Source organism: Arsenicicoccus cauae (assembly GCF_043162025.1).
In the GTDB taxonomy this organism is placed as follows: Bacteria; Actinomycetota; Actinomycetes; order Actinomycetales; family Dermatophilaceae; genus Arsenicicoccus; species Arsenicicoccus cauae.
On the sequence record NZ_CP171001.1, the window covers coordinates 1,749,521 to 1,764,012 of the forward strand.

At 71.7% G+C, this 14,492-nt stretch carries 11 protein-coding genes; 9 read left to right on the top strand and 2 right to left on the bottom strand.

Annotated elements, in window-relative coordinates:
- Positions 1 to 8 precede the first annotated feature (8 nt).
- Positions 9 to 2,462: a DNA helicase PcrA gene (pcrA, locus tag ACF3NS_RS08210; RefSeq protein WP_230082811.1), complete on the top strand. Its 2,454-nt coding sequence runs from the start codon at positions 9 to 11 to the stop codon at positions 2,460 to 2,462.
- 75 nt (positions 2,463 to 2,537) lie between these two features.
- Here pcrA and ACF3NS_RS08215 read toward each other — a convergent pair whose 3' ends face one another.
- Positions 2,538 to 3,425, bottom strand: coding sequence for a M23 family metallopeptidase (locus ACF3NS_RS08215; RefSeq protein ID WP_392465442.1), 888 nt, complete (start codon positions 3,423 to 3,425; stop codon positions 2,538 to 2,540).
- A 186-nt stretch (positions 3,426 to 3,611) separates the two neighbouring features.
- Between ACF3NS_RS08215 and ACF3NS_RS08220 the strand changes: the two genes are divergently transcribed.
- The 5 genes from ACF3NS_RS08220 to ACF3NS_RS08240 all read left to right on the top strand — a co-directional run bounded on the left by ACF3NS_RS08220 (position 3,612) and on the right by ACF3NS_RS08240 (position 10,161).
- Positions 3,612 to 4,013 carry a cobalamin B12-binding domain-containing protein gene (locus ACF3NS_RS08220; protein ID WP_154593205.1) on the top strand — a complete coding sequence of 134 codons (402 nt, stop codon included), beginning with the start codon at positions 3,612 to 3,614 and terminating at the stop codon, positions 4,011 to 4,013.
- Positions 4,014 to 4,378: 365 nt separating this feature from the next.
- On the top strand, positions 4,379 to 6,508 hold the full coding sequence (locus ACF3NS_RS08225) for a M4 family metallopeptidase (RefSeq protein WP_392465445.1): 2,130 nt from the start codon (positions 4,379 to 4,381) through the stop codon (positions 6,506 to 6,508).
- A gap of 184 nt (positions 6,509 to 6,692) precedes the next feature.
- Complete coding sequence (gene sucC / locus ACF3NS_RS08230; RefSeq protein WP_392465447.1) at positions 6,693 to 7,874, top strand: ADP-forming succinate--CoA ligase subunit beta; 1,182 nt, start codon at positions 6,693 to 6,695, stop codon at positions 7,872 to 7,874.
- 34 nt (positions 7,875 to 7,908) lie between these two features.
- Positions 7,909 to 8,796, top strand: coding sequence for a succinate--CoA ligase subunit alpha (sucD, locus tag ACF3NS_RS08235; protein WP_154593202.1), 888 nt, complete (start codon positions 7,909 to 7,911; stop codon positions 8,794 to 8,796).
- Between the two features lie 153 nt (positions 8,797 to 8,949).
- Entirely contained in the window at positions 8,950 to 10,161 is a 1,212-nt protein-coding gene (locus ACF3NS_RS08240) for a DUF6350 family protein (RefSeq protein WP_154593201.1), read from the top strand.
- A 256-nt stretch (positions 10,162 to 10,417) separates the two neighbouring features.
- Here the strand turns inward: ACF3NS_RS08240 and ACF3NS_RS08245 are convergent, their stop codons facing one another.
- On the bottom strand, positions 10,418 to 10,864 hold the full coding sequence (locus ACF3NS_RS08245) for a hypothetical protein (protein ID WP_392465449.1): 447 nt from the start codon (positions 10,862 to 10,864) through the stop codon (positions 10,418 to 10,420).
- Positions 10,865 to 10,901: 37 nt separating this feature from the next.
- Between ACF3NS_RS08245 and purN the strand changes: the two genes are divergently transcribed.
- From purN to ACF3NS_RS08260, 3 genes are all read left to right on the top strand, one after another.
- A complete protein-coding gene (purN, locus tag ACF3NS_RS08250; RefSeq protein WP_392465451.1) occupies positions 10,902 to 11,519 on the top strand; it encodes a phosphoribosylglycinamide formyltransferase in 618 nt (205 codons plus the stop codon).
- A 359-nt stretch (positions 11,520 to 11,878) separates the two neighbouring features.
- Positions 11,879 to 13,525, top strand: coding sequence for a bifunctional phosphoribosylaminoimidazolecarboxamide formyltransferase/IMP cyclohydrolase (purH, locus tag ACF3NS_RS08255; RefSeq protein WP_392465452.1), 1,647 nt, complete (start codon positions 11,879 to 11,881; stop codon positions 13,523 to 13,525).
- Positions 13,515 to 14,489: a DMT family transporter gene (locus ACF3NS_RS08260; RefSeq protein ID WP_392465454.1), complete on the top strand. Its 975-nt coding sequence runs from the start codon at positions 13,515 to 13,517 to the stop codon at positions 14,487 to 14,489. Before purH ends, ACF3NS_RS08260 begins: the two co-directional genes overlap by 11 nt.
- Positions 14,490 to 14,492 lie beyond the last annotated feature (3 nt).

Genomic DNA, 14,492 nt, shown 5'->3' on the forward strand with positions numbered 1-14,492 from the left:
CTGTCGCGATGGAATCCCTCTTCGACGACCTGCCCCTGTCCCCGCCCACCCCCGCGATGCGCCCGGCCGCGGCCTCCGGCGAGGTGGACGACTCCGGCCTGCCCGCCTGGGCGCTCTCGGACGACGTGCCCCCGCCGACGGACGCTGATGCTCCTCCGGCCGACGACGGGTCGTATGCCGGATCGCCCGCCGGGCGCGGGGCTGCGCCACGTGGCGGGTTCGCCGCCTCGCGGGACCCGGAGCAGATCGTGGCGGGCCTCAACCCCCAGCAGCGCGAGGCGGTGCTGCACGAGGGCGCGCCGCTGCTGATCGTCGCGGGTGCCGGCTCGGGCAAGACGCGCGTGCTGACCCAGCGCATCGCCTACCTCCTGGCGGCGCGCGGCGTGCAGCCGGGCGAGATCATGGCGATCACCTTCACCAACAAGGCGGCCGCCGAGATGCGCGAGCGCGTCGAGGCGATCGTCGGGCCGCGGGCCAAGGCGATGTGGGTGTCGACCTTCCACTCGGCCTGCGTCAAGATCCTGCGCCGCGAGGCCAAGGCCGTGGGGCTGAGCTCGAGCTTCTCGATCTACGACGCCGCCGACTCGCAGCGGCTGATGGCGATGGTGCTGCGGGACATGGATCTCGACCCCAAGCGCTACCCGCCGCGGTCGTTCAGTCACCAGGTGTCCAACCTCAAGAACGAGCTGGTCGACGAGGAGACCTACCGAGATCGCCTGGGGGAGAGCGCGACCCACCAGGAGCGGCTGCTCGGTGAGGCCTATGTCGACTACCAGCGGCGGCTGCGCCAGGCCAACGCGATGGACTTCGACGACCTGATCATGACGACGGTCAACATCCTGCAGGCCTTCCCGCAGATCGCGCAGCACTACCACCGCCGGTTCCGGCACATCATGGTCGACGAGTACCAAGACACCAACCACGCGCAGTACGAGCTGGTCCGGCAGCTGGCGGGCGGTCCGACGGTCGAGGGCGAGCTGCCGATGGCCGAACTGGTCGTGGTGGGGGACGCCGACCAGTCGATCTACGCCTTCCGCGGGGCGACGATCCGCAACATCGTCGAGTTCGAGCAGGACTACCCGCAGGCGCGCACGATCCTGCTGGAGCAGAACTACCGGTCGACCCAGACGATCCTGCAGGCGGCCAACGCCGTCATCGCCAAGAACCCCGACCGCCGCGAGAAGTCCCTGTGGTCCGACCAGGGCGACGGGGCGCCGATCGTGGGCTACGTCGCAGACAGCGAGCACGAGGAGGCGTCCTTCGTCGCGCAGTCCATCGACCGCCTCGGCGACGAGCACGGGGTCAAGCCGCGCGACGTCGCGGTGTTCTACCGCACCAACGCCCAGTCCCGGGCGCTGGAGGAGGTGTTCGTGCGGGTCGGCCTGCCCTACAAGGTGGTCGGCGGCACCCGCTTCTACGAGCGGCGCGAGGTCAAGGACGCCCTGGCCTACCTGCGCGTCATCGCCAACCCCGAGGACACCGTCAACTTGCGCCGCATCCTCAACGTCCCCAAGCGCGGCATCGGCGACCGCGCCGAGGCGTGCGTCGCGGCGCTGGCCGAGCGCGACCGCACGAGCTTCGTCGCGGCGCTCGGGCACCCCGAGGACGCCCCGGGCATCGCCACCCGCTCGGTCACCGCCATCAAGGGGTTCACCGCGCTGCTGGAGTCGCTGCGCCAGGTGCGCGACGGGGGAGGGGGCGTCGGCGAGCTGCTCGAGGCGGTCGTGGACCGCTCCGGCTACCTCGCCGAGCTGCAGGCCAGCCACGACCCGCAGGACGAGACCCGCATCGAGAACCTCAACGAGCTGGTCGCCGTGGCACGGGAGTTCGACGAGACCTATCCCGAGGGCGGGCTCGACGACTTCCTCGAGCAGGTGTCGCTGGTCGCCGACTCCGACGAGATCCCCGACGAGGACGACGGCTCCGGCGTGGTCACCCTGATGACCCTGCACACCGCCAAGGGCCTGGAGTTCCCCGTCGTCTTCCTCACCGGCATGGAGGACGGCACCTTCCCGCACAGCCGCGCCCTCGGCGACAGCAAGGAGCTCGAGGAGGAGCGGCGCCTGGCGTACGTCGGCATCACGCGCGCTCGCGAGCGGCTGCACCTCTCCCGCGCCGCCGTCCGCTCCGCGTGGGGGCAGCCGCAGTACAACCCCGCGTCACGCTTCCTCGACGAGATCCCCGACGGGCTCTTGAACTGGCAGCGCACCGAGTCCGCCCTGATGGGTCGCTCCTCGGCCCCCACCGTGGCCCGGCTCGGCGGCCTGAGGCCGTCGCGCGGGCCCGCCAAGCCGGTGCCGTCCCTGTCCGCGGGCGACCGCGTCAACCACGACTCGTTCGGGCTCGGCTCGGTCGTCCGGGTCGAGGGCGTCGGCCCCAAGGCCATGGCCACCGTCGACTTCGGCGGCGACACCGGCGTCAAGCGCTTCCTGCTCGGGATCGCCCCGCTCGAGAAGCTCTAGCGCCCCCTCCCGCCCCCCCGAGGTGTCCGGTCGGGGTGGGTGGGAGGGTCTGTCAGAGGCGCTCGCGGGGCGAGCTCAGACGACGACCTTGCGCTTGCGCAGCTCGACCTCGGGGTCGGCGGCGTCCGTGAGCAGCGGGTCGCCGTGCGGGTGGATCTCGAGGTGCAGGTGCGGTCCGGTGGACCGGCCGCTGTTGCCGGACAGGCCGATCGTCTGGCCGGTCACGACCTTGGCACCCAGCGCCACGTCCGCACGGCTCAGGTGGCCGTAGCGTCCAAGGCTCCCGTCGGCGAACTTCACGTCGATGTAGGTGCCGTACACGGAGTGACCGGTCTTGACGTCGGTGACGACACCGGCGGACAGGGAGCGCAGGGGGGTGCCGACCGGAGCGGCGAAGTCCAGGCCGTGGTGGAAGCCACCCCACCGGGGACCAAACCGGGACGTCAGCTGGTAGGGGCCACCCATCGGGCCGACCCATTGCGGGGGAACGGGTCGCGTCGGCGCGGCGGCCGGCGTGGACGGGGCGGCGGCCGGCGTGGACGGGGCGGCGATCGCCGCCGGGACGGTGATGGTGGCCGGGCCCGTAGGGGCGCGATAGATCGCCCGGGGTGCCGAGACGGTGCGAGCGGAGCGGTCGGCCCGGTCGGCCGTGGCGGAGCGCCGGGCGAGGATCGATGACTCCTCGGCCGCCGGCATGGGCGTGGCGCCCTGGGGTGCGGCGGCCGCCGTGACGTCCGGAACCGTCTCGGCGGCGGAGGTGCCCGACGGGGCGCGGGAGACCGCCTGTGCCGCCCCGGTCCGGGCATCGTCCCCACCCACGGTGGTGACGGTGACCGCCACGACGACCGCGGTCAAGGTGGTCACGGCGCCGGCGGTGGCGAGGCGGGGGGAGCGTCGGCCGATGCGGTGCCGGCCGCCGCCGCTGCGGGCGTGCGCAACCTCGGGCGGGGGGAGGAGGGGCATGCGGGGCTACCTGACATCGACGGGCGAGGGGGCGGCTTAGACTATCCCGTGACGAATTCGTTATGCAACGTGGGCGTACGGGTGAAGCGGTGCGTCTGACCTGCGCAGATCGGCGTCCAGGGAGCTCACGTGGGGGGGCGTCACCCTGCCGCTGCCGACCGAGGTGCCCTGGGCTACGCTGGCGGCATGAGCGAGTCCAGGTTGCGAATCCTTGTGGCCAAGCCGGGTCTTGACGGCCACGACCGTGGTGCAAAGGTGGTGGCTCGCGCCTTGCGTGATGCCGGCATGGAGGTCGTCTACACCGGCCTGCACCAGACCCCCGAGCAGATCGTCGAGGCGGCGATCCAGGAGGACGCCGACGGGGTCGGCCTGTCCGTCCTGTCCGGCGCCCACATGACCCTGTTCAAGAAGGTCCTCGAGCTCCTCCAGGCCAAGGAGGCGTCCGATATCGTGGTCTTCGGCGGCGGCATCATCCCCGAGGACGACATCCAGCCGCTCAAGGACATGGGCGTGGCCCACGTCTTCACCCCCGGCGCCACCACCACGGAGATCGTCGACTGGGTCACCTCCAACGTCGAGGCTCACTGACCCGGCGCCGCCGTCCGCCGTCCCCCAGGGGCACCCTCGCCGCACCGGCAGGGTGCCCCTTCCTCGTGCCCGGACGGCGCCCGTCAGGCCGGCGCGTACCCCGGACCTAAATGCTGACACTTGTCTGTAAGACACCTGGCTGCATGTAACGCCATGTCACACTTTCCCGCGATATTCCCCACAAATGGGGTAAATGGCCACCCTTTCGGCGGAACTTGACGCACGGTTGTTTACACCCGAACGAGCGGTGTGTGAGATTCCCTGCACCGGTCGGCGGGTCCATCAGGACGGCTCGCGTCCCCCACGGCCGGTCCCCTCCGGCGGCGCTCTGCTCGGCGTCGCCGCGTACCCGCAGGAGCCATCTCATGAAGCGAATCACCATCGGTGCTGCGTTCGCCCTCGCGTGCGCCACGGCTGCCACGCCCCTGGTCGTCACGGGCGCCCAGGCCGCTGACCACGGCGGCGCCGAGAAGGCCACGGCCTTCGTGGCCGCCGACGCCCACGCCGGTCTGGTCAAGGCCGCGCAGGCGCAGTCCGACGCCTTCGTCAAGGCCCTCGGCCTGTCCTCCGACGACGCTTTCGTCGTCAAGGACGTCATCACGGACGCCGACGGCAGCTCGCACGTCCGCGTGGACCGGACCTACAAGAAGGTGCCGGTCGTCGGAGGCGACCTGGTCATCCACCGCGACGCGTCCGGCAGGGTCACGGGTCACGACGGCACCTTCACCGGCGCCATCACGGTCGACCTCGCCCCGAGCGTCTCCAAGGCGCAGGGCCAGGCCAAGGGCCTCGCCGCCGCCAAGGCGCACAAGGCGCGCAAGGGCTTGGACGGTGCGGCCGTCGCCGGCAACGACCTGGTGATCTACATCGCCCAGGACGGGACCCAGCGCCTGGCCTACCAGGTCCGCACCACGGGCCTGCAGAAGGACCGCACCCCCTCGCGCGTCCGCACCCTCGTCGACGCGGACTCCGGCGTCGCCCTGCGGTCCTTCGACGAGGTCCACCAGGGCTCGGGCACCGGCATCTACGTCGGCAGCGTGCCGCTGAGCACGACCTACTCCGGCGGCACCTACTCGCTGCGCAACCCCTCGACAGGCAACTACACGACGGACGCCAACAACACGACGTCCAGCGGCGCCACCATGACCGACGCCGACGACCGCTGGGGCACGGGCTCGAACAGCAACCGTCAGAGCGCCGGCGTCGACGCCCAGTTCGGCGCGGACAAGACCTTCGACTACTACAAGACCGTCATGGGCCGCAACGGGATCTGGAACGACGGCCGCGGCGCCCGCTCGCGCGTGCACTACGACACCAACTACGAGAACGCCTTCTGGGACGGCACCCAGATGACCTACGGCGACGGGGCGGGCAACGCCCACCCGCTGACCGAGCTGGACGTCGCGGGCCACGAGATGTCGCACGGCGTCACGCAGAACACCGCCGGACTCGTCTACTACGGCGACGCGGGCGGTCTCAACGAGGCCACCTCCGACATCCTCGGGGCCGGGGTGGAGTGGTACGCGAATCTCTCCACGGACGTCCCGGACTACTACATGGGCGAGGAGATCGACCTCAACGGCAACGGGACGCCGCTGCGCTACATGGACAAGCCCTCCAAGGACGGCCGCAGCTACGACTGCTGGACCCCGGACATGAACGGCTGGGACGACCAGGGAGCCGGCAACCCCCACTTCACGTCGGGCCCGCTCAACCACTGGTACTACCTGGCCTCTGAGGGCTCGGGCAGCAAGACCATCAACGGCCGCACCTACAGCAGCCCGACCTGCAACAGCTCGACGGTCACCGGCGCCGGCCACGACAAGATCGAAAAGATCTGGTACCGCACGCTGTCCACCAAGCTGACGTCCTCGTCGCGCTATACGGCGGCCCGTGAGGGTGCCATCCAGTCCGCGATCGAGCTGTATGGCGCCTCCAGCCAGGCCTGCGCGTCGGTGGAGAAGGCCTTCAGCGCCATCAGCGTGCCCGCGGGCGCGGCCAAGTGCTCCAGCACGAGCCCAACACCCACGCCGACCCCGACGACCCCGACGCCCACCCCGGGCAGCAACGCGGTCGTCAACGGCGGCTTCGAGTCCGGCCAGACCGGCTGGACCGGCACCAGCGGCCCCATCACCGCCAACGCCGGCCGCGCCGCCCACTCCGGCAGCTGGAAGCTCTGGCTCGGCGGCAACGGCACCACCGCCACCGAGTACGAGCAGCAGAGCGTCACCGTGCCCAACAACGGCAAGCTCACCTTCTGGGTCGCCGTGGACACCGCCGAGACCTCCACCGCCACCGCCTACGACAAGGCCACCGTCACTGTCAACGGCACCACGGTCGCGTCCTACAGCAACCTGACCAAGACCAGCGGCTACGTCCAGAAGGCCGTCGACCTGGCCGGCTACGCCGGGCAGACGGTCACCCTCAAGCTCACCGCCACCGAGGACTCCTCGGCCCAGACGAGCTTCGTCTTCGACGACATCGCCGTGCAGTGACCCCCTGAGTCACCGTCACCCCGCGTGACACCGAGGCCGTATGCCGAGACCCCTCCCGGCATACGGCCTCGACCGTGGTCGGGTGTGGCATCGGTCGCAGGGGGATGGCTGGCGTGGGCCGGGTCGTCCGAACCGCGTTATCCTCGCGAGGACACTTGACCACCTAACCCAAGGACGGATGAGCGTGGATCTTTTCGAGTACCAGGCACGCGACATGTTCGAGAAGCACGGCGTGCCGGTCCTGGCGGGCAAGACCGCCGAGACCCCCGAGCAGGCTCGGGCCGCCGCAGAGGAGATCGGGGCCAGGAGCGGCGGGGTCACCGTCGTCAAGGCCCAGGTCAAGACCGGAGGTCGCGGCAAGGCCGGTGGCGTCAAGGTCGCCAGGTCGGCCGACGAGGCCGAGCAGCACGCCCAGCAGATCCTCGGCATGGACATCAAGGGCCACACCGTCTACACCGTCATGATCGCCCAGGGCGCCAAGATCGCCGAGGAGTACTACTTCTCGCTGCTCCTGGACCGCGCCAACCGCACCTACCTCGCGATGTGCAGCAAGGAGGGCGGGATGGAGATCGAGCAGCTCGCCGTCGAGCGCCCCGAGGCCCTGGCCCGCATCGCCGTCGACCCGCAGGTGGGCATCGACGAGGCCAAGGCCAAGGAGATCGTCGACGCCGCCGGCTTCGACGCGCAGACGGGCGCCTCGATCGCCCCCGTCCTGCAGAAGCTGTGGGACGTGTACCGCGAGGAGGACGCGACGCTGGTCGAGGTCAACCCCCTCGTCAAGACCGAGGACGGTGAGGTCGTCGCTCTCGACGGCAAGGTCACCCTCGACGACAACGCGTCCTTCCGCCAGCCCGACCACAAGGCGCTGGTCGACGAGCGGACCGAGGACCCGCTGGAGGCCAAGGCCAAGGCGATGCACCTCAACTACGTCAAGCTCGACGGCAACGTCGGCATCATCGGCAACGGCGCCGGGCTCGTGATGAGCACCCTGGACGTCGTCGCCTACGCCGGCCAGGACCACACCGGCGGGGCGAGCAAGCCCGCCAACTTCCTCGACATCGGTGGCGGCGCGTCCGCCGAGGTCATGGCCAACGGCCTGGACGTCATCCTCGGCGACGAGCAGGTCAAGGCCGTCTTCGTCAACGTCTTCGGCGGCATCACCGCGTGCGACGCGGTCGCTAACGGCATCGTCGGCGCGCTCAAGACCCTGGGCGACCAGGCCACCAAGCCGCTGGTCGTCCGGCTGGACGGCAACAACGTCGTCGAGGGTCGCCGGATCCTCGAGGAGTTCAACCACCCGCTGGTCACCGTCGAGGAGACCATGGACGGCGCCGCCCGCAAGGCCGCCGAGCTGGCCGCCAAGTAAGCGTTCGAGCGAGAGAGACAGGACTACACAACCAATGGCTATCTTCCTCAACGCCGACTCCAAGGTCATCGTCCAGGGCATGACCGGCTCCGAGGGCATGAAGCACACCACGCGCATGCTCGCCTCGGGCACCGACATCGTCGGTGGCGTCAACCCCAAGAAGGCCGGCCAGACGGTCGACTTCCCGGAGGGCAAGCAGGTCCCCGTCTTCGGCTCCGTCAAGGAGGCGATGGACGCGACCGGCGCCAACGTCTCGGTCGTCTTCGTGCCGCCGGCCTTCACCAAGTCCGCCGTCGTCGAGGCCGTCGACGCGGGCATGCCGCTGCTGGTGGTCATCACCGAGGGCATCGCGGTCAAGGATTCGGCCGAGTTCTTCAACTACGCCAAGGACAAGGGCACGACGCGCATCATCGGCCCCAACTGCCCCGGCATCATCAGCCCCGGGCAGTCCAACGCCGGCATCATCCCGGCGGACATCGCGGGGGCCGGCCAGATCGGCCTCGTGTCCAAGTCGGGCACCCTCACCTACCAGATGATGTACGAGCTGCGGGACTTCGGCTTCACTACGGCCGTCGGCATCGGTGGCGACCCGGTCATCGGCACCACCCACATCGACTGCCTCGAGGCCTTCGAGAAGGACCCGGAGACCAAGGCGATCGTCATGATCGGCGAGATCGGCGGCGACGCCGAGGAGCGCGCGGCGGCGTTCATCCGGGACAACGTCACCAAGCCCGTCGTGGGCTATGTCGCGGGCTTCACCGCTCCCGAGGGCAAGACGATGGGCCACGCCGGCGCCATCGTGTCCGGCGGTGCCGGCACCGCCGCCGCCAAGAAGGAGGCCCTCGAGGCTGCCGGGGTCAAGGTCGGCAAGACGCCGTCGGAGACCGCCGAGCTCATGCGCGAGATCATGAAGTCCCTCTGACCGTTACCGGTCGCGGCGAGAGCCGGTCACCCTCGGGGTGGCCGGCTCTCGGCATACGGCAGGATCTGCCCGCTCGGCCCGGGACCAGGGTGGGGCCGGACCGGCGAGCCGGGTCGGACCACCCGGCCCTGGTGAGGGACGATGAGGGCACCCATGACTGACTCGCCCCGCCTCCGCCCCGCCGCCGTCCCCGCCACCCGGGCCGTGCGCGCCGCCGTCGTCGCCGTCGTGACGAGCTGGCTGCCGCTCGTGCTCCTCTCGGTCGTCGCGTGGGCGGGGTCCGCGGGCGCCACCGCGGGGTGGGACGCGGCGGTGGCGGTGGGGTCGCTGGCCTGGGTGGCGGGCCACGGTGCCTCGGTGCGTCAGGCCGGGGTCGTGCTGTCCCTGACGCCGCTGCTGCTCACGGGGCTCGCCGTCGCGTCCGCTGCGGTCGCCGCCCGCACGCTCTCCGGGCCCGTCGAGGACGACCGTTCGCCTCGGCTCGGCTGGCTGGGCGGGATGCGTTCGGGGGTGGCTCGCCTGACGGGGGTGTTCGTGGGGTCGTATGCCGTCCTCGGGCTGCTCGTGGCCCTGCACGCCTCCAGCCTGCCGGTCCGGCCGTCGTGGCCGTCGACGGCGCTGGGTGTCGTCGTCGTGCCGCTGCTCGGCGTCGTGATCGGGCTGCGGCACGCGTGGGCCCGGCCGACCGCCGCGCCGGGCTGGCACGACCAGGTGGTCGGACTCGTGCCGGGGCCCGTGCGCCGCGCCCTCGGGGAGGGCTTGCGTGGCGTGGGGCTGCTGCTGCTCGCCGGTCTGGTGCCGGTGGTGCTGGGGCTCGTGACGCACCTCGGGCGGGTCCGCGACCTGACCTCGTCGCTGGACGCCGGAGCCCTGGGCAATGTCCTGCTCGCCGTCGTCCAGCTGGGCTGGCTGCCGGACGCGGCGGCCTGGGGGCTGTCCTGGCTGGCGGGGCCGGGGTTCTCGCTGGGGCTGGGATCGGCCTACACGTGGTCGCAGGCGCAGTCGGGCCTGCTCCCGATGGTGCCGGCGCTCGGCTCCCTGCCGGACAACGGCGCGTTGCCCTGGTGGGCGCGTCTCGCGGGGCTGCTGCCCATGGTCGTGGGCGCCGTCGTGGCGCACCGGGCCATCGGGCGGCTGGCGACGCTGTCCACGCTGGGAGCCAAGGCCCTGGCCGCGGCCACCGCCTGGCTGGTGATGGTGCTGGGATCGCTGGTGGTGATGCTGCTGTCCAGCGGCTCGTTGGGGTCTCGGGCCCTGGTGTCGGTGGGTCCGCACGCGTGGTGGGCGACGCTGGCGCTGGCCGGCGAGCTGGCGGTGGGGGCGCTCCTGGCGATGCTGCTGACCTGGCGCCGCTACCACCGCTGACCTACCGGGGGCAGGGGCATCGACCGGCCTTCGTCCCCCAGGCTGATGATCCGGCCGGGGGTAAGTGCATCAGCCGGCCTTCGTCCCCCAGGCTGATGATCCCGCCGGGGGTAGGGGCATCAGCCGGGCTTCGTCCCCCAGGCTGATGATCCGGCCGGGGGTAGGGGCATCGGCCGGGCTTCGTTTCCCAGGCTGATGATCCCGCCGGGGGTAGGGGCATCGACCGGGCTTCGTTCGCCAGGCTGGTGCCGGGCCCTCACAAACCGAGGGTGCTGGACAGCCAGGCCGGGACCGTCTCGTCGAGGCGGGCATCGCACTGCGCCTGGGCCGTCCTCGTGTTGGCTCCAGCGGTGCACGTCGACCACGTGGACATCTGCGTCGGATAGACCGACTGCACCCCAGCCGTGAAGAGCAGGTAGCCTCCCAGCGTCACCCCCACGAGCTGCCACGACGCCCAGCCGTACCGCTTCGCCCGCACCTGCTGCGCCACGGCCCGCCCCGCGAACCACATCGCCGCCAGGCTCGTCGCGACCGCTACCAGCGACCAGGGATGCTGCAGCGACAGCAGGGGCACGGTCACCACGATCCCGAGCGCCGCCCGCATGCCGTCGGTCGCGCCGGGCGGTGTGGGTCGCCGCCCGTCTCCGGCCGGACGCTGCTCGTCGTCGGACGGGCGGGGGCGGGGAGCTCGGTCGGCAGGCACGCGTCCCATCATCCCCCATGCCACTAGGGTGCTGGCTGTGAGCGACTCGCCCCGTCCCGTGCCGATCGTCGTGCTCGTGTCCGGCTCGGGCACCCTCCTCCAGGCGCTGATCGACGCGAGCGTGGACCCTGGCTACGGCGTGCGGATCTCCGCGGTGGGGGTGGACCGCGACGGGACCGCGGGCCAGGAGCGCGCCGAGCGGTCGGGCATCCCGACCTTTGTCGTGCGGCCCCGCGACCACCGTGACCGGGCTGCCTGGGACGAGGCCTTGGCCGCCGAGATCGCCCGTCACGAGCCGCGATTCGTGGTCAGCGCAGGCTTCATGCGGATCCTTGGACCGCGCGCCCTCGCCGGGCCCACCGTGATCAACACCCACCCCGCGCTGCTGCCCAGCTTCCCGGGGGCGCACGGCGTGCGAGACGCGCTCGCCCATGGGGTGGCGGTGACCGGGACGACCTGCCACGTCGTCGATGCCGGTGTCGACACCGGGCCGATCATCGCGCAGCGGGCGGTCGTGGTCGAGGACGACGACACCGAGGAGTCCCTCCACGAGCGGATCAAGGTCCAGGAGCGGGAGATGCTCGTCGACGTGGTCGGCCGTATGGCGCGCCACGGCCACCGCATCGACGGCCGCCGCGTGCGTCTCGGCGGCTGAGACGGCGGGCGCTGCGGCATACGGCTCAAAGACGCGCCCCCGGCGGGATCATCGACCTGGGGGGCGAAGGCCGGCTGATGCCCCTACCCCCGGCGGGATCAGCGACCTGGGGGGCGAAGGCCGGCTGATGCCCCTACCCCCGGCGGGATCCGCGACCTGGGGGGCGAAGGCCGGCTGATGCCCCTACCCCCGGCGGGATCATCGACCTGGGGGACGAAGGCCGGCTGATGCCCTTACCCCCGGTAGGGTTGGAGGCACACGACTGGCGCGGGTGGACCACCACCGGGGAGTGACGTTCGTGGGCATCGCCCGCCTGGGTGCCCGCACCGATCCAGCCGCACCGCCGCAGGAGTGACCTGATGACTGCTACCGACCCCACCGCTGCTTCCGAGACCGGGGAGGGGCGTCGGCCGATCCGCCGCGCGCTCGTCTCCGTCTACGACAAGACCGGCCTGGAGGCCCTCGTCCGCGGCCTGCACGACGCCGGCGTCGAGCTCGTCTCGACCGGCGGCTCCGCCGCCCTCATCGACGGCCTCGGCCTGCCGGTGACCCGCGTCGAGGAGCTCACCGGGTTCCCCGAGTGCCTCGAGGGGCGCGTCAAGACGCTGCACCCGCGCGTCCACGCCGGGATCCTCGCCGACACCCGCAAGCCCGACCACCTGCGCCAGCTCGAGGAGCTCGAGGTCGCGCCCTTCGAGCTGGTCGTCGTCAACCTCTACCCCTTCACCGCGACCGTCTCGTCGGGCGCGAGCCCCGACGAGTGCATCGAGCAGATCGACATCGGCGGGCCGTCCATGGTGCGCGCCGCCGCCAAGAACCACCCCAGCGTGGCCGTCATCACCTCGCCGGACGACTACGCGTCGGCCCTGTCTGCGGTCGATGCCGGCGGATTCACCCTTGAGCAGCGGAAGTCCTTGGCCGCCAGAGCTTTTGCCCACACCGCGGCCTACGACGTGGCCGTCGCGTCGTGGCTGGTCTCGTCCTACGTCGGCGACGCCCAGACCTTCCCCGAGTTCGCGGGCGCGACCTGGTCCAAGGTCTCCGACCTGCGGTATGGCGAGAACCCCCACCAGCGCGCCGCCCTCTACCGCGGGGACGGGCCTGGCGTGGCCTGCGCCGAGCAGCTGCACGGCAAGGAGATGTCCTACAACAACTACGTCGACACGGACGCCGCCGTGCGGGCCGCGCACGACCACGGCGACCGGCCGACCGTGGCGATCATCAAGCACGCCAACCCCTGCGGGATCGCGGCGGGCTCGCCCGGGGAGGAGATCGCCGACGTGCACCGGCGCGCCCACGAGTGCGACCCCCTGTCGGCCTTCGGCGGCGTGATCGCCACCAACCGCCCGGTCACCGTCGCGATGGCCGAGGCGGTCAAGGACATCTTCACCGAGGTCGTGGCGGCGCCCGACTTCGAGCCCGGCGCACTGGAGATCCTCACCGCCAAGAAGAACATCCGACTGCTGCGCCTGCCTGCCGACGTCCGCTCGGGCGCCTCCGCCCTCGAGCTGCGCCCGATCTCCGGGGGCCTGCTCGTCCAGGAGGCCGACCGGATCGACGCCGTGATCGAGCCGAGCGAGGACGACAAGGAGACCGCCGGGCACGGGGATGCACCGCTGCACTGGACCCTCGTCGCCGGGGAGTCCGTCGACGACCGGACCCTCGTGGACCTCGACTTCGCGTGGAAGGCAGTGCGCGCCACCAAGTCCAACGCCATTCTGCTGGCGCGCGACGGGGCCTCCGTCGGCATCGGCATGGGGCAGGTCAACCGCGTCGACTCCTGCCGCCTCGCGGTCGAGCGGGCGGGGGAGGAGCGGGCGCGCGGTGCGGTCGCGGCGTCGGACGCCTTCTTCCCCTTTGCCGACGGGCCGCAGATCCTGATCGATGCCGGCGTCCGCGCCATCGTGGCGCCGGGCGGTTCGATGCGCGACGCGGAGACGATCGAGGCCTGCCGACAGGCCGGGGTGTCGCTCTACTTCACCGGCACCCGGCACTTTGCCCACTGACCCGCGGACCGTCGTCGCCCTGTCGGCGGCGGCCGCGCTCCTGGCCGGTGGGCTGTCGTCGCTGCAGTCCCGGGCGAACGGGACGCTGGCCCACGCCTTCGCCAGCCCTGTGGATGCGTCGTTGTGGAGCTTCGGCTCCGGGTGGGTGGTGCTGCTGGCCGCGGTGCTGCTGCTCCCCGGGCCGCGTCGGGCGCTGAGAGAGGTTGCCCACGCCGTCGGGACCGGCCGCCTGCCCTGGTGGCAGACCCTCGGTGGCCTCAGCGGCGGCTTCTTCGTCGCCGTGCAGACGACGGCCGTGCCCGTCCTCGGCGTCGCCCTGTTCACCATCGCCATCGTCGGCGGCCAGACGAGCAATGCCCTGCTCGTCGACCGGCTCGGCATCGGCCCCGCGGGCCACGTGCCGGTGACCCGCGGCCGGGTCCTGGCCGGCCTGACGACCTTCGTGGGGGTCGGGGTGGCCGCCTCGGCCCGGTCCGGGAGCGGTGGGGCGGACGGCATACCTCTGCTGCCTGTCGCCCTCACCGTGCTCGCCGGTGCTGCGATCGCCCTCCAGCAGGCGCTCAACGGGCGCGTCAACCGCGTCAGCGGCGACGTCGTGGTCACCTCGACCATCAACTTCACCTGGGGGCTCGGGCTGCTGCTCGGGTGGGCCGGCCTGCTCCTGGCGCGCGGTGGTCTGCGGGCACCGGCCACCTGGGACCTGCCGTGGTGGGCCTACGTCGGGGGACTGATCGGGATCGTGTATGTCGCCATCGGCGCCGTCGTCGTGCACCACCTGGGGGTGCTCGTGGCCACCCTCATGACGCTCACCGGTCAGCTCGGGTCGGCGGTGCTGGTCGACCTGCTGGACCCCGCCGCCCGCTCCCACGTCGGCCCCCAGCTGCTCGCGGGGGTGGCCATCACGCTCGCGGCCGCCGTCGGGGCGGGGGTGGCGGCGCAACGGACGACCCGGGTGGCAAGATGAGCG

Bases quoted from the DNA above. Each gene is read 5' to 3' on its own strand.
- pcrA (WP_230082811.1), top strand. From the start codon at position 9: ATGGAATCCCTCTTCGACGACCTGCCCCTGTCCCCGCCCACCCCCGCG.
- ACF3NS_RS08215 (WP_392465442.1), bottom strand. From the start codon at position 3,425: ATGCCCCTCCTCCCCCCGCCCGAGGTTGCGCACGCCCGCAGCGGCGGC.
- ACF3NS_RS08220 (WP_154593205.1), top strand. From the start codon at position 3,612: ATGAGCGAGTCCAGGTTGCGAATCCTTGTGGCCAAGCCGGGTCTTGAC.
- ACF3NS_RS08225 (WP_392465445.1), top strand. From the start codon at position 4,379: ATGAAGCGAATCACCATCGGTGCTGCGTTCGCCCTCGCGTGCGCCACG.
- sucD (WP_154593202.1), top strand. From the start codon at position 7,909: ATGGCTATCTTCCTCAACGCCGACTCCAAGGTCATCGTCCAGGGCATG.
- ACF3NS_RS08240 (WP_154593201.1), top strand. From the start codon at position 8,950: ATGACTGACTCGCCCCGCCTCCGCCCCGCCGCCGTCCCCGCCACCCGG.
- purH (WP_392465452.1), top strand. From the start codon at position 11,879: ATGACTGCTACCGACCCCACCGCTGCTTCCGAGACCGGGGAGGGGCGT.